Annotated in this window: 22 protein-coding genes; 11 read left to right on the plus strand and 11 right to left on the minus strand. The window is 70.9% G+C overall.

All coding sequences use genetic code 11. The features are described 5' to 3' along the window. Nucleotide 1: 1 nt before the first annotated feature. Together AB0C35_RS16275 and AB0C35_RS16280 are read right to left on the minus strand one after the other, a co-directional pair. Nucleotides 2–775 (minus strand): MgtC/SapB family protein, encoded by a 774-nt coding sequence (locus AB0C35_RS16275; RefSeq protein ID WP_358455867.1) that lies wholly within the window; start codon nucleotides 773–775, stop codon nucleotides 2–4. 188 nt (nucleotides 776–963) lie between these two features. After that, nucleotides 964–1,320, minus strand: coding sequence for a DUF3140 domain-containing protein (locus AB0C35_RS16280; RefSeq protein WP_358455870.1), 357 nt, complete (start codon nucleotides 1,318–1,320; stop codon nucleotides 964–966). A gap of 150 nt (nucleotides 1,321–1,470) precedes the next feature. On the opposite strand from AB0C35_RS16280, the gene AB0C35_RS16285 reads away from it, so the two are divergent. Both AB0C35_RS16285 and AB0C35_RS16290 read left to right on the plus strand, forming a co-directional pair. After that, the gene (locus tag AB0C35_RS16285; RefSeq protein ID WP_358455873.1) at nucleotides 1,471–2,304 is read left to right on the plus strand and encodes a phosphoribosylaminoimidazolesuccinocarboxamide synthase; all 834 of its coding nucleotides are present in this window, start codon (nucleotides 1,471–1,473) and stop codon (nucleotides 2,302–2,304) included. A gap of 9 nt (nucleotides 2,305–2,313) precedes the next feature. Continuing rightward, a complete protein-coding gene (locus AB0C35_RS16290; RefSeq protein ID WP_358455876.1) occupies nucleotides 2,314–2,679 on the plus strand; it encodes an Mth938-like domain-containing protein in 366 nt (121 codons plus the stop codon). Nucleotides 2,680–2,710: 31 nt separating this feature from the next. Here the strand turns inward: AB0C35_RS16290 and AB0C35_RS16295 are convergent, their stop codons facing one another. From AB0C35_RS16295 to AB0C35_RS16310, 4 genes are all read right to left on the minus strand, one after another. Continuing rightward, on the minus strand, nucleotides 2,711–3,100 hold the full coding sequence (locus tag AB0C35_RS16295; RefSeq protein ID WP_358455879.1) for a YccF domain-containing protein: 390 nt from the start codon (nucleotides 3,098–3,100) through the stop codon (nucleotides 2,711–2,713). 93 nt (nucleotides 3,101–3,193) lie between these two features. Then, nucleotides 3,194–3,508 carry a thioredoxin gene (gene trxA / locus AB0C35_RS16300; protein WP_358455882.1) on the minus strand — a complete coding sequence of 105 codons (315 nt, stop codon included), beginning with the start codon at nucleotides 3,506–3,508 and terminating at the stop codon, nucleotides 3,194–3,196. After that, nucleotides 3,390–3,929, minus strand: a complete 540-nt coding sequence (locus AB0C35_RS16305) for a MerR family transcriptional regulator (protein WP_358455885.1) — start codon at nucleotides 3,927–3,929, stop codon at nucleotides 3,390–3,392. Before AB0C35_RS16305 ends, trxA begins: the two co-directional genes overlap by 119 nt. 117 nt (nucleotides 3,930–4,046) lie before the next feature. Then, on the minus strand, nucleotides 4,047–5,408 hold the full coding sequence (locus AB0C35_RS16310; protein ID WP_358455888.1) for a glycosyl hydrolase family 18 protein: 1,362 nt from the start codon (nucleotides 5,406–5,408) through the stop codon (nucleotides 4,047–4,049). 296 nt (nucleotides 5,409–5,704) lie between these two features. Here AB0C35_RS16310 and AB0C35_RS16315 point away from each other — a divergent pair, with 296 nt between their 5' ends. Further along, nucleotides 5,705–6,649 carry a DUF5996 family protein gene (locus AB0C35_RS16315; RefSeq protein ID WP_358455890.1) on the plus strand — a complete coding sequence of 315 codons (945 nt, stop codon included), beginning with the start codon at nucleotides 5,705–5,707 and terminating at the stop codon, nucleotides 6,647–6,649. An 85-nt stretch (nucleotides 6,650–6,734) separates the two neighbouring features. Next, on the plus strand, nucleotides 6,735–7,040 hold the full coding sequence (locus AB0C35_RS16320) for a hypothetical protein (RefSeq protein WP_358455893.1): 306 nt from the start codon (nucleotides 6,735–6,737) through the stop codon (nucleotides 7,038–7,040). 31 nt (nucleotides 7,041–7,071) lie between these two features. Here AB0C35_RS16320 and AB0C35_RS16325 read toward each other — a convergent pair whose 3' ends face one another. Beyond that, complete coding sequence (locus AB0C35_RS16325) at nucleotides 7,072–8,097, minus strand: nitronate monooxygenase (RefSeq protein WP_358455895.1); 1,026 nt, start codon at nucleotides 8,095–8,097, stop codon at nucleotides 7,072–7,074. 37 nt (nucleotides 8,098–8,134) lie between these two features. Between AB0C35_RS16325 and AB0C35_RS16330 the strand changes: the two genes are divergently transcribed. Then, on the plus strand, nucleotides 8,135–9,043 hold the full coding sequence (locus AB0C35_RS16330) for an NAD(P)-dependent oxidoreductase (protein ID WP_358455898.1): 909 nt from the start codon (nucleotides 8,135–8,137) through the stop codon (nucleotides 9,041–9,043). A 10-nt stretch (nucleotides 9,044–9,053) separates the two neighbouring features. On the opposite strand, the gene AB0C35_RS16335 is transcribed toward AB0C35_RS16330, so the two are convergent. The 3 genes from AB0C35_RS16335 to AB0C35_RS16345 form a co-directional block, all read right to left on the minus strand. Then, nucleotides 9,054–10,148: an NAD(P)-dependent alcohol dehydrogenase gene (locus tag AB0C35_RS16335; protein WP_358455901.1), complete on the minus strand. Its 1,095-nt coding sequence runs from the start codon at nucleotides 10,146–10,148 to the stop codon at nucleotides 9,054–9,056. A gap of 10 nt (nucleotides 10,149–10,158) precedes the next feature. Next, nucleotides 10,159–11,406 (minus strand): cytochrome P450, encoded by a 1,248-nt coding sequence (locus AB0C35_RS16340; RefSeq protein WP_358455904.1) that lies wholly within the window; start codon nucleotides 11,404–11,406, stop codon nucleotides 10,159–10,161. Between the two features lie 118 nt (nucleotides 11,407–11,524). Beyond that, the gene (locus tag AB0C35_RS16345; RefSeq protein WP_358455907.1) at nucleotides 11,525–13,360 is read right to left on the minus strand and encodes an acyl-CoA dehydrogenase family protein; all 1,836 of its coding nucleotides are present in this window, start codon (nucleotides 13,358–13,360) and stop codon (nucleotides 11,525–11,527) included. Between the two features lie 91 nt (nucleotides 13,361–13,451). Between AB0C35_RS16345 and AB0C35_RS16350 the strand changes: the two genes are divergently transcribed. From AB0C35_RS16350 to AB0C35_RS16360, 3 genes are all read left to right on the plus strand, one after another. Then, nucleotides 13,452–14,183, plus strand: a complete 732-nt coding sequence (locus tag AB0C35_RS16350; protein ID WP_358455910.1) for a PaaX family transcriptional regulator C-terminal domain-containing protein — start codon at nucleotides 13,452–13,454, stop codon at nucleotides 14,181–14,183. 62 nt (nucleotides 14,184–14,245) lie between these two features. Further along, on the plus strand, nucleotides 14,246–15,658 hold the full coding sequence (locus AB0C35_RS16355) for a hypothetical protein (protein WP_358455913.1): 1,413 nt from the start codon (nucleotides 14,246–14,248) through the stop codon (nucleotides 15,656–15,658). Next, nucleotides 15,633–16,271 (plus strand): pentapeptide repeat-containing protein, encoded by a 639-nt coding sequence (locus tag AB0C35_RS16360; RefSeq protein ID WP_358455916.1) that lies wholly within the window; start codon nucleotides 15,633–15,635, stop codon nucleotides 16,269–16,271. The genes AB0C35_RS16355 and AB0C35_RS16360 overlap by 26 nt, the downstream gene beginning before the upstream one ends. Before the next feature lie 287 nt (nucleotides 16,272–16,558). Here the strand turns inward: AB0C35_RS16360 and AB0C35_RS16365 are convergent, their stop codons facing one another. Further along, on the minus strand, nucleotides 16,559–17,227 hold the full coding sequence (locus AB0C35_RS16365; RefSeq protein WP_358455919.1) for a lysophospholipid acyltransferase family protein: 669 nt from the start codon (nucleotides 17,225–17,227) through the stop codon (nucleotides 16,559–16,561). A gap of 153 nt (nucleotides 17,228–17,380) precedes the next feature. Here AB0C35_RS16365 and AB0C35_RS16370 point away from each other — a divergent pair, with 153 nt between their 5' ends. The 3 genes from AB0C35_RS16370 to AB0C35_RS16380 all read left to right on the plus strand — a co-directional run bounded on the left by AB0C35_RS16370 (nucleotide 17,381) and on the right by AB0C35_RS16380 (nucleotide 19,794). Further along, nucleotides 17,381–18,361, plus strand: a complete 981-nt coding sequence (locus AB0C35_RS16370; protein WP_358455922.1) for a hypothetical protein — start codon at nucleotides 17,381–17,383, stop codon at nucleotides 18,359–18,361. An 86-nt stretch (nucleotides 18,362–18,447) separates the two neighbouring features. Further along, on the plus strand, nucleotides 18,448–19,113 hold the full coding sequence (locus tag AB0C35_RS16375; protein WP_358456278.1) for a helix-turn-helix domain-containing protein: 666 nt from the start codon (nucleotides 18,448–18,450) through the stop codon (nucleotides 19,111–19,113). 21 nt (nucleotides 19,114–19,134) lie between these two features. Further along, nucleotides 19,135–19,794 carry a response regulator transcription factor gene (locus tag AB0C35_RS16380; protein ID WP_358455924.1) on the plus strand — a complete coding sequence of 220 codons (660 nt, stop codon included), beginning with the start codon at nucleotides 19,135–19,137 and terminating at the stop codon, nucleotides 19,792–19,794. Nucleotides 19,795–19,826 lie beyond the last annotated feature (32 nt).

Below are 19,826 nucleotides of genomic sequence, written 5' to 3' on the forward strand. Positions count from 1 at the left end.
GTCACTCGCGGTCGTCGCCGAGGTCGGAGCCGACCGTGACCCCGACGATGTCCGGCAGCTCGCTCAGGCTGGCGATGAGGTCCGGGGCCGACCCGGTGCCCTCCAGGACCAGCGTCACCGCCGCGATCCCGGGACGGCGCCGATCCTCCTCCCGCCGGTCCCGGCGCTCATCCCGCCCCCGGTCGGAGTCGTCCGGCAGGTACTCCCGCTCGACGTTGACCTCGCTCACCACGAAACCGCGCTGGGTGCACTCCATGAGGGCCCGCCGCAGCGCGCCCCGGCCGTCCCGGTAGACCAGACGGATCCGCACCCTGTCCGCCGGACGGAACCGGTCCAGCGGCAGCCTCTTCGTCAGCGCGCTCAACCCGTACACGACGAGGAAGTGCATGGCCGTGACCGCCACCGCCAGGACGGGCAGCCCGCCGCCGGCCGCCATGCCGACCGCGGCCGTCACCCACACGACCGCCGCCGTCGTCAGGCCGCGCACCGCGTCCCGCCGGACGAAGATCAGCCCGCCGCCGATGAACCCGATACCGGACACGATCTGCGCCGCCACCCGCGACGGGTCGAGCGACGCCACCCCCGGCACGTCCTGAAACCCGTACTTGCTGACCAGCATGAACAGCGCCGCGCCGACGCCCACGAGGGTGTGGGTCCGCAGCCCGGCGCTCTTGTTGCGCAGCCCGCGCTCCAGGCCGATAGCCGCCGACAGCACCATGGCCAGGAGCAACTGCCCGATCTCCACGATCCCCTGACCCGGAGAAAGCTCGATCACCTTCTGCCCCTACCCTCCCGCCACGTCCCGCAAGCCGCCGCACACGAAGGCCGTCCCGGGCGCCCCCGGGACGGCCTCCGCTCTCCCCCTGGTCAGCCGGGATGCGGCGGCTGCTGGTCGGACGGGGTTCCGCCGCCCTCACCGCCGCCGATCTCGGGCTGCTGCGGGTTCGGCATGGTCCACGCCTCCTATGCGCTGGACGGGTCGGGACGAAGCGGATCGTGCCCCACGCTCATGAGCGCGTGACGCCACTCCTCCTCCCGTTCCGCATTCGGCGGACGGTTCTCCAGCCGGTCCTCCACGTAGTCCACGACCTCCTGCATCACCTCGGCGTCGCCCTCGGTCAGGTCGACCTTCCGCTTGCGCAGCACGTCCACCACGCGGGCGCCGAGTTCGGACACCCCCGGGCTCGGACCCGCCGGGAAGGCCTCCTCCCCCGAGGCGTCGGTGAGCAGCCACGTCCGCAGCTCGTCGGAGGTCATGTTGACGAGCCGGTGGAAGTCCTCCCAGGCCAGCTCCGCCTCAGCCGGAATGCGATCGTTCATCGGTAGCTCCCTGTCGGCCGTTCACGCCCGCCCTACCCGCGTCCCGCCGCCCCATTCACCTCGCCGCGGGCGCCCCGGGCCTTTTGTGCCAGACTCCTGCGGGCAGGACCTCCGAGGTCGGCCGGACGGATCGCGAGCAGAGGGAGCACCATGGAACTCGTCCACTCGGGCAAGGTCAGGGACGTCTATGCGGACGGGGACGAACTGATCCTCGTCGCGTCCGACCGGGTGAGCGTGTACGACGTCGTCCTGCCGACGCGGATCCCCGACAAGGGGAAGATCCTCACGCGGCTCTCCCTCTGGTGGTTCGAGCAGCTCGCCGACATCATCCCGAACCACATCGTGTCCGCGGCCGACGTGCCGGACGAGTGGGAGGGACGCGCCGTCCGCTGCCGCCGCCTCACCATGCTCCCCGTCGAGTGGATCGCCCGCGGCTACCTCGCCGGCCTGGGCCTCAAGGAGTACGAGAAGAGCGGCACGGTCTCCGGGATCCCGCTGCCGGACGGCCTGGTCGAGGCGTCCCGGCTGCCCGAGCCGATCTTCACCCCGACCACCAAGGCCACCGAGGGCCACGACGAGTTCATCACCTACGACGACGTCGTGAACGAGATCGGCGACGACACCGCCACCCGCCTCCGCGACGTCACGCTGGAGATCTACAGGCGCGGCGCCGCCATCGCCGCCGAACGCGGCATCATCATCGCCGACACCAAACTGGAGTTCGGACGCGCCGCCGACGGCACCCTCACCCTCGGCGACGAGGTCCTGACCTCCGACTCCTCACGTTTCTGGCCGGCCGACCAGTGGAAGCCCGGCCGCCCCCAGCACGCGTTGGACAAGCAGTTCGTCCGCGACTGGAGCAGCACCCTCGACTGGGACCGCACCCCACCCGGCCCCGCCATCCCCCAGGAAGTGGTGGACGCCACCCGCGCCCGCTACATCGACGTCTACGAACGCCTAACCGGCACCCCCTGGACCTCCTGAGGAGCCCCAATGGCCGCATCCCCACAGATCACCCACATCTCATGGGGCCGGATGGAGGTCGAGGGCCTCGCCCCCGGGAAGGACTTCAAGCTGTATCCGGGCGGCGGCCGTCCCTGGGACTGGTCCGAGCACGGCACCCGCCACTCCCCGGGGATCCAGCCGGCCGACGTCCAGGAACTCCTCGACCACGGCAGCATGGTGATCGTGCTCAGCCGCGGCATGGAGCTGCGCCTGCAGACCATGCCCGAGACCTTGAGTCTCCTCGAAGCCAACGGAATCGAAGTGCACATACAGGAGACGACCGCGGCCGTAACGCTCTACAACACCCTCGCCCAGACCACTGCCGTCGGCGGCCTCTTCCACTCGACCTGCTGATGCCCGCCCACTCCCGTCGAGGACGGGGGCCTTAGAAGGTTGAGCGGTCGGTGGTGGGGACGATTTCGCGGCCCAGGGGGACCAGCGAGACCGGGATCAGCTTGAAGTTGGCGATGCCGAACGGGATGCCGATGATCGTGACGCAGAGCACGACGCCGGTGACCAGGTGGCCGAGGGCGAGCCACCATCCGGCGACGATGATCCAGATGACGTTTCCGACGACCGAGCCCGCGCCAGCGTCCCTTCTCGGGACGGTCGTCCGGCCGAAGGGCCACAGCGCGAACCCGGCGATGCGGAACGAGGCGATGCCGAACGGGATCGTGATGATGAGGATGCAGCAGATGATCCCGGCGATCACATAGCTCACCGCCAGCCAGAACCCCGCCAGCACCAGCCACAGGACGTTCAACAGCGTGCGCACAGAAGCCTCCCGACGGCAGCATAGATCGTTTCCCCGGCGGACGTACGCCGGACGAGCCGTCGGTGGGCCAAGCGGCCTGGTGGTGGCCTTGGGTCAGAAAAGGCCGTCGAGGTCGGCGAGGAGGCGGCGTTTGGGCTTCGCGCCGACGATCTGCCGGACGACTTCGCCGTCGCGGTAGAGGTTGAGGGTGGGGAAGCCCATGACGCCGTACCGCGCCACGATCTCCGGGTGGTCGTCGCCGTTGAGCTTGGCCACCGTCAGCCGGTCGCCGTGCTCCGCCTCGATCTCCTCAAGGATCGGCGCGATCATTTTGCAGGGGGGACACCAGTCCGCCCAGAATTCGACCAGTACCGGGGTGCCGGCGCGGAGAACCCGCTCGTCGAAGTTCTCTGTCGTGAGGGTGAGCATTCGTCGCCTCCGGGAAGTCCGCTGACGGGGCGGAAGGGTCCTTGGAAAGGACGCAGCCTGGGCAAGCGCTGGGCGCGGCCACGCGCGCCAACTCGCCGGCCACTTCGGCGCGCCGCCTGATGAGGGTGCGGATCTCGGCGTCGATCTCGGTGAGCTTGCGCTGGTAGACCGCGACCGATTCCGGGCACGCGGCGCCGTCCTCGTGTCCCGCGCGCAGGCAGTCGACGAACGGGCGGGTGTCGTCCAGTGTGAAACCGGACGCGAGCAGCGAGCGGATCTCCTTGACGAGCCGCACGTCCGTCTCCTCGTACTGCCGGTAGCCGTTGGCGGCGCGGCGCGCCGGCAGCAGCCCCTGCTCCTCGTAGTAGCGCAGCGTGCGCGTGCTCACCCCCGCCCGCGCCGCCAGTTCCCCGATCCGCATCCGGGCCCCTCCTCGCCTTGTGGCCGGTTCCGACGCTATCCCTTGACACCGGCGTGAAGGTCAAGCCCGGTTCGCGGGACGGGCCCGGCGGGAAGCCGCCGGGCCCGTCCCGGAACGTCAGCGGCCCTGGAGGGCGCGGACGTTGTCGCCGAACGTCCAGCCCTTCGACCCGTCCCAGTTGATGGACCAGGTCATCAGGCCCTTCAACTGGCCGTTGTAGTGGTTCCAGGCTTGGGCGACCAGGCCCGTCGACATGTGTCCGCCGCCGGCGCCCGGTTGCGCGGGCAGGCCCGGCACCTGCTTGTCGTAGGGCACCCGGATGGTGGTGCCCTGGATGACGAGGCCGTTGTTCAGGCAGTCGGTCTGCGCGACGAAGCCCTCGACCGTCCCGGCGGAGTAGGAGTCGCCGGAGCAGCCGTACATGCTGCCGTTGTAGTACTGCATGTTGAGCCACCACAGCCGGCCGTTGTCCGCGTACTTCTTGACGATCGGGAGGTAGGCGCCCCAGATCGAGCCGTAGACGACGCTGCCGCCGGTGACGTAGGCGGTCTCGGGCGCCATCGTCAGCCCGAAGTTGGACGGCATCCGCGCGAGCACGCCGTCGATGATGCGGATCAGGTTTGCCTGCGACGCGGACAGCTGATTGATGTCACCGCTGCCCGTCAGGCCCGTCTCAATGTCGATGTCGATGCCGTCGAAGTTGTACCTCTTCAGGATCGGCACGACCGTCTCGACGAACCGGTCCGCGACGGCGGTGGAGCTGAGGTCGATGCCCGCGGTCGCGCCGCCGATCGACATCAGGATGGTGGCGCCGGCCGCCTTGGCGGCGCACATCTCCGCCGGGGTGGCGACCTTCACCGTCCTGTCCATGCCGTCCTCCCACAGGACGGTGCCGTCCGAGCGGATGACGGGGAACGCCGCGTTGATCACGTTGTAGCCGTGCTGCCTGATGACCGGGTTGTCGATCGGCGTCCAGCCGAACGGGGGGTGGACGCCGTTGGACGCACCGTCCCAGTTCTCCCAGTAGCCCTGCAGCACCTTGCCGGCGGGCTTCGACTTCACCGGGCAGGTCTCGTCGCCGGTGGGCGGCGTCGTCGGCGGGGTGGTCGGGGGCGTCGTGGGCGGTGTAGTCGGGGGCGTCGTGGGGGGTTCGGAGCCGTCGCAGGCGCCCAGGTCGCGCCACAGGGTCGGGGTGGCCGCCGGGTTCCAGCCGGTGCCCGGGTACGCGGTGTGGGCGACGATGGCCTCGTAGCCTCGGCCGCTGTAGGCGACCTCGTCACCGACCGCGTAGCTGTTGCCCTCCGCCCAGGCGGGGAAGGTGCAGGCGACCAGCGACGCGGGCTGGGCGGACGACGGCGCGCTGAACACGACCAGCGCGCCGAGCGACAGGACGACCGCCAGGACGGCCGAGGTCACGGCGGCGACGGCCGCGGACCACCGCCCCTGCTTGACGTGCACGCGCTTGTGCTTCAGTTTCACGGGACTCCTCAGCAGAACGGGACACAGAGGAGCCGGCGCAGAGCCATACAAGTCCCGCGAACGGGACTCTCCCAGGCGCAAGGCGCATAACCGGCGTGGACGCCAGTAGCAGAGTAACCGCGGCACCCCGTCACGGGAAGCCCACCGTGACCGGCCCCGGGCCCGCGCGGGGTGGCAAAGCTGACGACCTGCTGATTCCGTGGCAATTCGTTACGTCCGCGGTGTCTACCGATGTCACGGACTGGGCAATGTCCCAGGACGACGGCAATGTCGATCTTGACGGGGGAGGCAGCGCGATGACCGAGCAGAAGGCGCGGACCGGCACCTGGCCGCGGCTGCGCGTCGCGGACTGGACGGACACCCGCGACACACTGCACATGTGGACGCAGATCGTCGGCAAGGTCCGGCTGGCGCACGCGCCTCTGCTCAACCACTGGTGGCAGGTCGCGCTGTACGTCAGCCCGCGCGGGTTCACCACTTCCGCGGTCCCGTACGGGGACGGGGCCTTCGACATCGAGTTCGACTTCATCGACCACGTGCTGCGCATCCGCAGCAGCGACGGCCCGTCCCGCCAAGTGGCCTTGGAACCGAAATCAGTGGCCGACTTCTATGGCGAGACCATGGGCGCCTTGGACGACCTGGGGATCACGGCGCGGTTCCAGCCTCGTCCCAACGAGGTGGAACCGTCCATCCCGTTCGCCGAAGACCACCACCACGCCTCCTACGACGCCGAGGCCGCGCACCTGTTCTGGCGGCAACTTCTGCAGGCCGACCGGGTCATGGGCGAGTTCCGGTCCCGGTTCGTCGGCAAGGTCAGCCCGGTGCACCTGTTCTGGGGTGCGATGGACCTGGCCTGCACGCGGTTCTCCGGACGGCCCGCACCGCCCCATCCGGGCGGCGCGCCCAACTGCGGGGACTGGGTGATGGTGGAGGGCTACTCGCGCGAGCTGTCCAGTTGCGGGTTCTGGCCGGGCGGCCACGAGGAGGGCGCCTTCTACGCCTACGCCTATCCCGAGCCGTCCGGCTTCGCCGACTACCCGGTGCTCCCGGACGGCGCGTACTACAGCCGCCAGAACGGCCAGTTCCTGCTGCCGTACGAGGCCGTGGCGGACGCCGGCGACCCGGACGCCGCGCTGATGGAGTTCCTCGACTCGACCTACGCGGCGGCCGCGACGCTCGGTGACTGGGACCGCGAGGCCTTGGAGGACGACCCGCACCGCTGGGCGGGCCACCGCTGGTAGCACCGGCGGCCGGGCCTCAGCGCGGGATAAGGGTGGCGACGAGCTGAGCGGCCTGGCCCCCGCCGATCTCGCGGCGCTGAACCGGATGCGCGATCTTGTGGGGCGGCCGCATGGGACGCTCGGCCGGGTCAACGGTTACCTGCGGGGTGCGCTGCGGCGGCTGTACCGGCAGCGGAACATCGTCCTGCACGGCGGCTCGACCAGGTCGGTGGCGCTGCGCGCGTCACTGCGCACCGCCGGTCCGCTGGTCGGTGCCGCGTTGGACCGAATCGCGCACGGATACGTGTCCGGTGACGTACCACCGCTCGACCTCGCCGGCCGCGCCCAGCTCGCATTGAGGATCGTCGAAGACCCCGATGGCTGGCGCCTTCACGAGCTGCTGGAAGCCTGACGAAGCCCCGGCCTTCTTGGTGATCTGTGTTCTAGCGTCCGGTGAGGTGGGTGACGAGCTGGGCGGCGGGGAGGTCGGTGGCCGACCGGTAGGACTCGCCGGCCCAGAGGTTGACGCCGTCCGGGTCGCCCTGGGCGATGGACGCCTTGCGCAGGGGTGAGGTCACGTAGTGGACGTCGGGGTAGGCGGCCGGTGCGTGCGCCGAGTGTTCGGTGAGGAACCGGTTGACGAGGCCGCGGGCGGGACGTCCGCTGAACGCCCGGGTCATCGCGGTGGAGGTGAAGCGGGGGTCGGCCAGCGCCGCCTTGTGGACGGGGTTCGCGCCGCTCTCCGGGCAGCGGACGAATGCCGTTCCGAGCTGGGCGGCGACGGCGCCGAGGTCCAGGATTCCGGCGACGTCGGAGGCGGTGGCGAGGCCGCCGGCGGCGATCAGCGGCTGCGCGGTGATGGCCCGGACGTCCCGGAGCAGGGTTCGCAGCGGCACGGGCTCACCGGCGGTGTTGGTGAACGAGCCGCGGTGCCCGCCGGCCTCGGATCCCTGGAGGCAGAGCGCGTCGGCGGCGGACGCCCGGCGGGCTTCGCCGGCGGTGGTCACGGTGACGATGACGACGGTGCCGCGCTTCTGGAAGGCGTCGATGACGTCCGGGCCGGGGCAGCCGAAGGTGAAGCTCACGTAGGGCGGCGGGTCGTCCAGCAGGTCGGCGACCTTGGCGTCGTAGCCGTCGTCGCGGGCGGACGGGGTGCCCGGGGAGACGCCGAGGCGTTCGGCTTCGGGGGCGAGGCGGTCGCGGTAGGCGGTGACGGCCGCCGGGTCGATCTCGTCCAGCGACGGCATGAAGACGTTCATGCCGAACGGGCGGGAGGTGAGCCGCCGTGTCGCGGTGATGTCCGCGCGCATGGCCTCGACGGTCTTGTAGCCGGCGGCGAGGAAGCCGAGGCCGCCCGCGTCCGATACCGCGGCGGCCAGCTCCGGAGTCGAGGGTCCGCCCGCCATCGGCGCCTGGACGATCGGGATTTCCGGCCACACGATGCTCATCCTCGTCTCCGCATGCGCCATGATCGGCACGATAGCCCGGTGGACGGAAGGGGGCGGCATGCGGGTGCTGCTGCACTACGACATGGACCACGAAGAGTCCGGCCTGGACATCGTGAGCTGTTCGGAGCAGGACGACGAGCGGTTCGCGGAGCTGCTGCCGGACACCGAGGTCATCTGGCACGTGCTGCGTCCCCTCACGGCCGCCGACATGGACCGTGCGCCGAAGCTGAGGCTGATCCAGAAGCTCGGTACCGGGGTCAACACGATCGATCTGGACGCCGCCCGGGAACGCGGGGTCGCGGTGGCCAACATGCCCGGTCAGAACGCGCAGGCCGTCGCGGAGACGAGCCTGCTGCTGGCGCTGGCGACGCTGCGGAGGATCGTCCCGTTCGACGCGCGGACGCGCCGCGGTGAGGGCTGGCCCGCCGACCGTTCCCTGGTCGGCGGTGAGCTTGCGGGACGGACGGTCGGGCTCCTCGGCGGCGGCCAGATCGCGAACCTGCTGCGGGGGATGCTGGAGGCGATCGGCGCGACCGTCCTCTACACGTCCCGGAGCCCGCGCCCCGGCGACCCCGCCTGGCGGGAGCTGGACGACCTGCTGAGGTCGAGCGACATCGTGTCGGTGCACGTCCCGCTGACCGACGAGACCCACCATCTGCTGGACGCGGAGCGGCTGGCGCTGCTGCCGGCGGGCGCGATCGTGGTGAACACGGCGCGCGGCGCGGTCATCGACGAGGCGGCGCTGGTGTCGGCGCTGAAGTCGGGGCATCTGGGCGGCGCCGGGCTCGACGTCTTCGAGGAGGAGCCGGTGGGCGCCGGCAACCCGCTGCTCGCCCTCGGCAACGTCGTCGTGATGCCGCACGTGGCGTGGCTGACCGGCGAGACATGGGACCGGTACTTCGCGGTCGCGGCGGAGAACTGCCGCCGCCTCGTCCGAGGCGACGGCCTCCTCCACCGCGTCGTCTAGGGAGCGTCGTTCAGGGGACGAGCACCGGCTTGACGACCTTGCCGGACTGGGCGTCCGCCTCCGCCTGGTTGATCTGGTCGAGCGGGTAGGACGTGATCAGCCGGTCGAACGGGAACCGGCCCTGCCGCCACAGCTCGATCATCTTCGGGATGAAGGTCTGCGGGACGGCGTCGCCCTCGATGATGCCCTTGACCGTCCGGCCCATCAGCAGGAGGTTCGCGTCCAGTGTGTACTCGGCGGCGCCGACGCCGACGAGGCCGCAGACGCCGGTGGTGCGCAGCGACGCGACGGCCGTCGCGACGACCTCGGGGACGGCGGTGGTGTCGAACGAGTACTGGACGCCCTCGCCGCCGGAGATCGCCCGGATCTGCCCGGCGATGTCGTCGTCCGCGCCGTTCAGCACGTGGGTGGCGCCCAGTTCGCGGGCCAGGTCGAGCCGCGACTCGTGCAGGTCGACGGCGACGATCGTGGTGGCGCCCGCGACGCGCGCGGCCATCACGGCGGACAGGCCGACCGCGCCCGCCCCGAACACCGCGATGGAGTCTCCGGCGCCGACGCCGAGCGAGATCAGCACGGACGCGGCGCCGGTCTGGACGCCGCAGCCGAGCGGCCCGAGCTGTTCGAGCGGCACGTCCCGGGTCACCGGCACGACGTTGCGGACGGTCCCGAGCGCGTGGCTCGCGAACGACGACTGCCCGAACCAGCGGGTGTGGACGGCCTCGCCGTCGCCGGTCGTCGCGCGCGGCGTCCCGTCCAGCGGCACGGCGAGCATGTTGAGCGCCATCATCTGCGGGCAGGCGCCGGGGAACGCGCCGCGGCAGTTGTCGCACACCCCGCACGAGTCGAACGACATGACCACGTGGTCGCCTTCGGTGAACCCGGTGACGCCCGGGCCGGCGGCCTCGACGACGCCGGAGCCCTCGTGGCCGAGGACGACGGGCTTGGCGACCAGGTCTCCCGGTATCCGCCCGAGCAGGTCGGTGTGGCACATGCCGGCGCCCGCGATCCGCACGAGGACCTCGCCGGGCCCGGGATCGGCCAGGTCGAGCGATTCGATCGTGTAGGGGGCGTCTGCGGCGCGCAGCACCGCGGCGTTGATCTGCACCAAGGCTTCCTTAATCCAGGGAGTAGCGGACCGGCAGGCGCTTGAGGCCGCCGACGAACGTGGTGGCGGTGTTCTCCGGCGCCCCGGCGAGCCCGATCGAGCCGAGGCGCGGCAGCAGTTCCTCGAAGAACGCGCGGACCTCGATGCGGGCCAGCGCCGCACCCAGGCAGTAGTGGACGCCGAACCCGAACGCCAGGTGCTTGTTCGGGTCCCGTCCGGCGTCGAAGCGGAACGGGTCGTCGAAGACGTCCTCGTCCCGGTTCGCGGACGGGTACGACAGCAGCACCGCGTCGCCTTCGCGGATCGTGACGCCGCGCAGGTCGTAGTCCTCGGCGGCGGTGCGCATGAACTCCTTGACGGGCGTGACCCAGCGGATCATCTCGTCCACGGCGAACGGCATCAGCTCGGGCTTCTCGCGGAGCCGGTCGAGCTGGTCCTGGTTCTCGATGAGGGCGTGCAGGCCACCGGAGATCGTCGCGCTGGTCGTGTCGTGCCCGGCGGTCGCGACGATGACGTAGTAGGAGGCGGTGTCGAAGTCGTTCAGCGGCTCGCCGTCGATGCGTGCGTTCGCGATCGCGGACGCGAGGTCGTCCGTGGGGTTCTTGCGGCGCGCCTCCGTCAGCTCCTGGAAGTAGGCGAAGAAGTCGAGGAGGACCTGGAGCTTCTCCTCGTTGGACGCGCCGCGCTGGAACTCGTCGTCATCGCCGCCGAACAGCTCCTGCGTGAGCTTCAGCATGCGGTCGAAGTCGCTCTCGGGCAGGCCGAGCAGCGACAGGATCACATACAGCGGGAAATGGACGGCGACCTCCTGCGCGAAGTCGCATTCGCCGCCGAGGTCGACCATCCGGTCGACGTACCGCTTCGCCAGCTCCTTCACGCGCGGTTCGAGGGCCCGCATGGCGCGCGGCCGGAACCAGTCGGCGCCGATCGCCCGGATGACCCGGTGGTCGGGGTCGTCCATGTGGATCAGCGTGCGCAGCGCGATCCCCTGCTCCGCCCGCTCCCGGTTCAATTGATCGAACTCGGCGGTCGCGAGCAGCGGGCGCGGCGCGTTGAGGAACAGCTGATGGTTGCGCTCGACTTCGAGGACGTCCTCGTGCTTCGTGATCGCCCAGAACGGGTTGTAGCCGGGCGCGTCCACGAAATGCACCGGCGATTCGCGGCGCAGCAGCGCGAGCGACTCGTGCAGGCGGCGGTCGTCGGCGTAGGCCTTCGGGTCGGCGAGGGCGAGGCCCGCCTCGTTCACGGTCAGCGTCATTGCTCGACTCCTCCGTCACGCGCTTCTGGCAACGGGGCACGCGCTCAGGGCGACGGGCCGTCCCCAGAAACCTACGGGGCCGAATCTCGTTCGGTCAACGCTTCCCGCCGCGCGCCGCCTACTCGCGACCGTCGATGAACGCGCCGTCCGACAGGTCCTTGAAGCGTTCGAGATCCTCGGCCGGGGCGTCGATCCCGCGCAGCGGACCGGCGTCGGCGAGGCGGCTGCGAGCGTAGAGCCGCGCGACGAGCGCCTTGCGGTCGCCGCCGGAGTCCGCGCGCTCCCACCCGGCCTGCTCCAGCAGCAGCGCCGCCGCGTACACGTCGGCCATGTACTGGGCCAGCGGGTAGAGCCTCGCCTCTGCGACGGTCCTGTCCAGCCCGCGCCACTTCTCGATGGCCTGCCGCAGGTGCCCGATGCGCTCACCGACCAGATCGGCGGTGGCGTCGTCGCCCTCGGGGGCCCGCCGGACGGCCTCGGTGAGCCGGTCGAGGAACGGCTCGTGCGCGTCCTGCCGCTCGACGGCCCGGCGCACGTCCAGGCACAGGATGTTGTCGCCGCCCTCCCAGATCGGGTTGACCTGCGCGTCCCGGAGGATCCGCGCCACCGGCCACTGCTCGATGTAGCCGTTCCCGCCGTGCACCTCGATGGCGTCGCTCGCGGCCGTCACGCCCAGCCTCGCCGCCCTCAGCTTGATCAGCGCCGCGCCGATCCGCAGCCGCGGACGTCCCAGATACCCGTCGAACACGAGCGCCTGGACGGCCTCGGTCTCCACGATCAGCTCGGCGAGCTTGCGCCGCATCAGCGGCTGCTCGGCCAGCGGGGCACCGAACGCCTCCCGCGCCCGCGCATAGCAGAGCGACTCGACCAGCGCCCTCCGCGCGCACCCCAGGCCCATCATCGAGATGCCGAGGCGGGCGCCGTTCGTCAGCTCCATCATCCGGGCGAGGCCCTTGCCGTCGCCGCCCGCGCCGGCGCTCGACGACGGGGCCAGCAGGAACGCCTCCGCGTCGGTGAACTCGATCTCCCCCGACGCCACCGACCGCGTGCCGAGCTTGTCCTTGAGCCGCCGGATCCGGACCCCGTTGCGCGACCCGTCCCGCCGCTCCTTGAGGACGAGGAACGGCGCGATCCCCCGCACTCCGTCGGCGGCGCCCTCGGGCTTGGCCAGCACCACGAACGCCGAACCGTTCGCATTGGACGCGAACCACTTGAACCCGTTGAGCCGCCACGCGTCCCCCGCTGTGTCTTCTGCGCCTGCGAGCTCTCGGCCTGAACGGCGGCGGCCTTCGTCCCTCAGTCCACCCCCGTCTCTGGACGCCGTCGACTCCAGCGCGCCCAGGTCGGAGCCGCCCGAACGCTCGGTGAGCATCTGCGCGGCCTCACCGGACATCTCCCCGGCCGCGAACAGTTCCCGCACCCGCGCCTTCACGTCCTCGGGCGCGAACATCTCCGTCAGGCCCACGACCATGTCGCCGCCGGTGCCCAGCGCGCACGCCATGCCGATGTCGGCCTGATCCAGCAGGTAGCTCCAGGCCACGCCCATCGGCGCGGGGTCGACGCCGTTCCGCTTCGCCTCCGCGACGAAGTCGGGCCGCGTGAAGGACGTCGCCACGATGTCGTTCCGCGCCGCCTCGAACGACGGCGGCATGACGACCTCGCTGACGTCGCGCCCCCACCGGTCGTACTTCTCCAGCCGCGGCGGGTTCCGGTCGGTCTCCTCGGCCCGCTCCGCGACCGGCCCGCCCATGAGCGCGCCCATCCCCCGCAGCCTCGGCTCGGCCCAGCCGAACCCGTCCCCCAGATGCCGGCGCATCAGGAACCGCAGCGTGGGGTCGCAGTCGTACCAGTTGAGGCCCGCGGCCCCCTGATACCGCTCCGTCGCGTACCGGCGGGCCTTCTCCGCGCCGCCGAACGGGAGCCGGTCGAACGGCTCGATCAGATAGGACGCCATACCCCGGACATTACACTTCTTCATCACACGATGGAAGACTGTAATCTCGGCCGAGCGGCCCCCGCCGGCCCCGGTAAGGTCGCAACCAGACATGGACAACCTGGAGATCCGCCCGCTCACCGCGCGTTCGGTGGTGCTGAGCACCCTGCTGGGCGTCCACCCGCCCCGGCTCCCCGCCCGCTACCTCGTCCGCGTCGGCGACCTGTTCGGCATCGCCGAGGGGACGATCCGGGTCGCGCTCTCCCGCATGGTGGCCTCGGGCGACCTCGTCCAGTCCGGCGGCACCTACGCCCTCACCGAACGCCTCCTCGAACGCCAGGCCCGCCAGGACGAGAGCCGCCTCCCCCCGACCGTCCCCTGGGACGGCACCTGGGAGATCGCCGTCATCACCGCCGAACGCCGTCCCGCCGCCGACCGCGCCGCCCTCCGCCAGGCCATGTCCGCGCTCCGCCTCGCCGAACTCCGCGAAGGCACCTGGCTGCGCCCCGCCAACCTGACCCGCCCCCGCCCCGGCACCGTCGTCCGCCAGTGCACCTTCCTCTCCGGCCGCCCCGAAGAGGACCCCGCCGCCCTGGCCGCCACCCTCTGGGACCTCGAAACCTGGGCGGCCAAGGCACGCACCCTCCACACCGCCCTGACCGAGGCCACCACGATCGCCGAACGCTTCACCCTCGCCGCCGCCGTCCTGCGCCACCTCCTGAACGACCCGCTCCTCCCCCCGCCCCTCCTCCCACCCGACTGGCCGGGCCCAGACCTCCGCACCCACTACGAGGCCTTCGAAACCGACTTCGAACACCTCCTCACCAACCACGTCCTCACCTAACACTGGCCCCACCCGCCCACGACCCCTAATCTGACACCCTGTCGGACGAAGGGTCGACAGCGATGACGCGGGCAGAACAGGCAGCCGCGCTCTTACAGCGCGTCAAACAGTTGGCCGAAGAGCACGGCCCGGCCCTCAAACGCGCCCACACGCTCCTCGTCAACGGTGCCCTGGTCGGCCCCGCCGCCGACCGCCTCCACCAGACCCTGGTCCGCGAGCACAACGACGTCCGCTCCGCCTTCTACACGGCGTTCGATGCCGTCCAGCGCCTCGCGGCCGAGGCCGGCCCGCCCCGCGTCCGCGAGCCGTACATTCCAGGCCCGCCCCGCGCTCTCCCAAGCTCACCCGCAATACGCAGCGGCTCCCCAGAAGAACTCGACCGCCTCAGCGCGGAACTGACCTACGCCGCCAACACGTGGGACGACTCCGCCCAGGCCTTGTCCGAGATCCTCGCCAACCTCGCCCTGGGCACCGCCCCCGCCACCACCATCGCGCGCGCCGCGAGCCAACTCGCACACCAGCGAGCCCAAGTCCGCCGAAGCCGCGACGAACTCCTCAAGACCGCCGAACAGAACGCCGCCCGGCCTTCCGACACCGGCGGCTTCTTCGACGACGGCTGGAACGCCTACGCTCACCACTACCTCCCCGGCCTGGGAGAGGGCCTCAAGGACCTCGGTCTCAGCGCCCTTGCCGGCAACCCCGTCACCGCCCCGGTCTACATCGCCGCCAACCCCGGGAGTTGGCTGCAACGAGGCCCCGTCGGCCAGGCCAGGGGCCTGATCGAAGGAGTCCGGCACCCCGTCGCCTTCGCCAAGGCGGTCGTCAACTGGGAGGAATGGAAACGCGACCCGGCCCGCGCCTTCGGCGAGGCGGTCCCCACCATTGTCATCACCGCCGCCACGCTGGGCACGGGCGCAGGCTCCGGCGCCGCCGCCCGCATGGCGGGAGGCGTCCGCCGCATCGGCACGAAGAAGCCCGTCGAACCGGTGGGTCCGCGTCCGGCGCTCACAGCCGCGGAGAAACAGACGCTCGAAAAGCACCTGAACGACCTGAAGGCGCAGCATCCGGAGAAGTATGCCGAGGCGGCAAAGGATCCGGATCACAACTTCAAGGCCACCAAGGGCTCCCGGGACGAGGCCAGAATTTCCCTGGATCTCATGAAGAAGGGCATATTCGACGAAAACTATACGAGACCGAGCGGCCCGCAGCAGGGAGACTTCATCGACAAGGGAATTCACTGGGACATCAAGGGCATCCATTCAGACTGGCCACCGCACGTCCCGGCGCACGTCCGATCCAGGCCCTTCCCGAACGCGTACAATGAGGCGGACTTCCGACGCACCGTGCGCAAGCAGCTCGAGATGGGAAGAGGCGTCATCCTCGACACGAGGAACGCCGACCAGAGCGCCATCACAGAAATGAAGCGCATCGTCGATGAGGAGGGGTGGGGTGACAGAATCATCTGGTACCCGTGAGGACCCGTGGGAACCTCGGACGTGGCCGGGCGACGCCGAGGCGGCCGCCTCCCTTCGAGAGTGGCTCGAAAACCCGGGTTCCACCCTCTACGCGCTGGACATGGACTTCCGCGGAGCGGACCTCGGCGGCGGAGACTTCACCGAGTCCTGGTTGAGCGGGTCGGATTTCTCGGACGCCGACCTGCGCGGCGCCATCCTGTGGCGGGCTCATTGCGAAGAGGCAAGGTTCACCGGAGCAAACCTTCAAGGCATCGACCTGATCAAGGCGCACCTGCGAAAGGCCGATTTCTCTGGCGCCTGTATGGCCGGCGCACGCCTCGGGCGGGCGGAATGCATAAGAACATCGTTCAGCAACGCCGATCTCAGGCGCGCGGACATTGGCGACGCCATGTTCATCGGCGGCCTGCTGGACGGCGCCGACCTGCGCGACTCGGCGGTGGCGCAAACAGCTTTCGACGGCACCGTTATCACGGACGCAAAAGTGGCCGGCATGCGTGGAACCGTGATCGGGAGCGTCATGATCGTCGAGAACGGCGAGGAAACCAGGCTCGACGGAACTCGGCTGGAGCAGTGGTTCAGGCGAAATGGCGCAGAAGTCTCCGTGCTGAACTGACCGTCGTCCCGGCCGGGCCCAACCACGTCCTCGCGTGAGCCCCTCCGGTACCTCCTGTGCGGGTGAGGCACTCTGGGGGTCTTGAAGCGACCAAGGGGCGATGTGCGCGTGCGTGAGGGGGAGCTGGTACTTCGGCCGGACCTCCGGGCGGGCTGGTCGTCCTGGCCTTCATGGCGGTGGCCACCGTCTGCATTGTCGCCGCGATCCTCATCGGCGACGCCCTGGCGGTGTTCGCCCCGGTCGTGGGCGCGACGGCGTCCTGACCCTCCGCACCGGAATCCCTGGGGTCACTCCTCGTCGGCGCGGGGGTTGTAGGTGCCGACCCGTTCGCGGTCTGAGAGTTTGCAGATGGCGTCCATGACCTCGTCGGTGATGACGCGGCGGGCCCGGCCGGGCGGGAGGTCGCGGTAGCGGGTGAAGTCCATCGGCTCCCCGATGCGGATCGTGGGACGGACGCTGAGCCGCGGGCGCCACGTGCCGAGCGGGATGATGCGGTCGGTCTCCCCGATGGCCACCGGGATGACCTTGGCGCCGGAGGCCATGGCCAGCCAGGCGACGCCCGTGCGGCCCCGGTAGATGCGGCCGTCCGGGGAACGGCTGCCCTCCGGGTAGATGGCGACGCCGCCGCCCGCGTCCAGGACGGTCGCGATCTGCTCCAGCGCGCGGACGGCGGCACGGGTGGGGCCCCGCCTCACCGGGACGTTCCCCAGCGCGAAGAGGCCCCACCGGATCAGCCGTCCGAACCGGCCGGGCAGTTCGAAGTACTCCGACCTCGCCAGGTAGACGAGGCGGCGGTGGACGACCGGCGACAGGGCGAAGCTGTCGGCGAACGACAGGTGGTTGCTCGCCAGGATGAACGGGCCCTCGGCCGGGATGTTGGCCTTGCCCTCCACTTTGGGGCGCAGCAGAAGCAGCAGCACGGTCCCGGCCGTGCGCGAGAAGACGCTGTAGATCACGCGGCCTCCTGCAAGTCGGTAGCGAGACCGAATCTAAGAAGCCTCCGGCCCAGGCGAATCCGCCATGTGACGGGCGTCATGCGTCCGGGCTCTGGAAACTAATCGAACGAGCGATTATTTTTGCCTTGGAAGACGACGAGCCAGGAGGCAGAGATGCATGAGAGAGGTAAGCCCATCGCCGTGATGGTGGTGGTGGCGCTGCTGGGGATGGTGTTCGCCGGGTCCTTCCTGGGTGCCCTGCACCATCTGGAGCCGCACGGGGTTCCCGTCGCGGTGGTCGGCCAGGAGAACGCGGTGGACCGGCTCGGCACGATGATGGACAAGCGCGCGGACGGCGCGTTCGACCTCACCGCGTACGGGAGCGAAGAGGAGGCCCGCGGGGCGCTGCTCGACCGGGACGTGGACGCGGTCTTCGTGCCCGGGCAGGGCGGGGCCGCACTGGTCATCGCGGGCGCGAACGGGAAGATCGAGAACGCGGTGCTGACGCAGGCGTTCCACGGGGTCGGGCAGGCCACCGGGCAGCCGGTCACGGTCGAGGACGTCGCGCCGCTGCCGGCCGACGACGGCAACGGGGTGTCGTCGATCTTCTTCGTGATCACGACGGTCATCCCCGCGGTGATCCTGGCGGTCGCGCTCGCGTTCGCGGTGCCGGCGGCCGGCGCCGGGCAGCGGATCGGGCTGCTGGCCGCGGGCTCGGTCGTGCTGGGCGGGGTCAACGCCTGGGTCGCCGCGGGGCTGACCGGCGCGCTCGTCGGGGCGCCCTGGGCGCTGTGGGGCCTCGGCAGCCTGCTGGTGTTCGCGGTGAGCGCGTTCACGGCCGGGGCGCTGCGCGTCGGGGGCCCGCCCGCGGCCGGGCTGACCGTGCTGCTGTTCGTGCCGATCGGCGTCCCGGCGAGCGGCGGTCCGATCGGGCCGCTGTTCATTCCCGAGTGGTACGCGGCGTTCGGCGAGTGGCTGCCGGTGTCGGCCGCGATCAACGCGGTGCGCAACACCGTCTACTTCGACGGCAGCGCGCTCGGCGGGCCGCTGCTCGTGCTCACGCTGTGGGTGGTGGCCGGGCTCGCGCTCGTCCTGGTGCCCAAGAAGGTGCGGGAGCGCAGCCACGCGGCCGCCCCGGAACCGGCGGCCTCGTGAAGAACCATCAGGGACGGGTCCACCGGGACGTCCGGTGGACCCGTCGGGCACGCTTCTCCCATGAGACGAGGAGGTAAACGGTGTCGATGAAGTCGGGGGGCCCGGTGCGCCGGCGTCCCGGACGCCCGCCCAAGACGCAGGCCGGGGACACCAAGTCGGCCCTGGTCGAGGCGGCGCTGCGGCTCTTCGCGCAGAAGGGGTACGCGGGCACCTCGATCCGCGCGATCGCCCGGGAGGTCGGGCTCAGCGAGAGCGTGCTCTACGCACATTTCGCCAGCAAGCAGGACATCTTCGAGGCGGCCGTGGCCCAGCTCGGGCCGCAGGGCCTGGTGGCCGGGCGGGAGAGCCTGGACCCCGAGCTGGTCGACGGCGACCCTGCCGCCGCCATCCGCGCGCTGGTCGCGCACGTCCTCGACGCCTGGGACTCGCCGAGCGGACGGCTGTTCATCAGCCTGATGGTCCGGGACGGGCTCGTCCACAGCGCCGACATGGGCCACACGATCACGCAGTCGATGTCGGAGATGGCGCCGCTCTTCCAGCACTGGATCGACACCGGCCTGATCCCGCCCGATCTCGGCCGTCCCGCCGATCTGGCCTGGGCGCTGTTCGGGCCCATCGGCCAAGCGCGGTTACTGTGGTTGCACGCCGATGCGGCGCCCGACCAACGGCAGGAGGCCAGGGAAAGGGCGCTGCGACACACCGAACTGTTCATCAGGGCGGTCTTCCGCGAGCGGAAGTCCCCGGACGGGTGACCGTAGAGGACGTGATCAGCGATGGCGAGCCTGGACGGTGACTTCTCCCGGGGACCGGTGGAGACGGTGCCCGGGGCGATCCGGATCCTGCTGGCCGAGGACGTCGCGCTCCTGCGCGGCGCGCTGACCGGCCTGCTGGACCTGGAGCCCGACCTTGAGGTCGTGGCGGAGATCGAGACCGGCGACGCGATCGTCCAGGCGGCGCTGCGGCACAGGCCGGACGTGGCGGTCCTGGACGTCGACCTGCCCGGCGTGGACGGCGTCACCGCGGCCGCGGAGCTTCACGAGAAGCTGCCGGAGTGCCGGGTGCTCATCCTGACCGGGCTCGGACGCCCCGGCGATCTGCGGCGGGCGCTGGACGCGCACGCGAACGGCTTCGTCCTCAAGGACGTGCCTCCCGCGGAGCTGGCCGCGGCGATCCGCCGGGTCGCGGCGGGCGAGCAGGTGGTCGACCCGCAGCTCGCGCTGGTGGCGCTGCGGCAGCCCGAGAGCCCGCTGACGCCCCGGGAGGCGCAGGTGCTGCGGCTGGCGGCCGAGGGCGCGGACGTGGACGACATCGCGCTGGCGCTCAGCCTGACGGTCGGCACCGTCCGCAACTATCTGGCGAGCTGCATCACCAAGCTGAACGCGCGCAACCGGATCGACGCGGTGCGCATCGCGGGCGAGTTCGGCTGGGTCTGAGGCCCACCGGATGTGGCCGGATGTGGCCGTGC

The organism is Spirillospora sp. NPDC048819, assembly GCF_040650055.1.
In the GTDB taxonomy this organism is placed as follows: Bacteria; Actinomycetota; Actinomycetes; order Streptosporangiales; family Streptosporangiaceae; genus Spirillospora.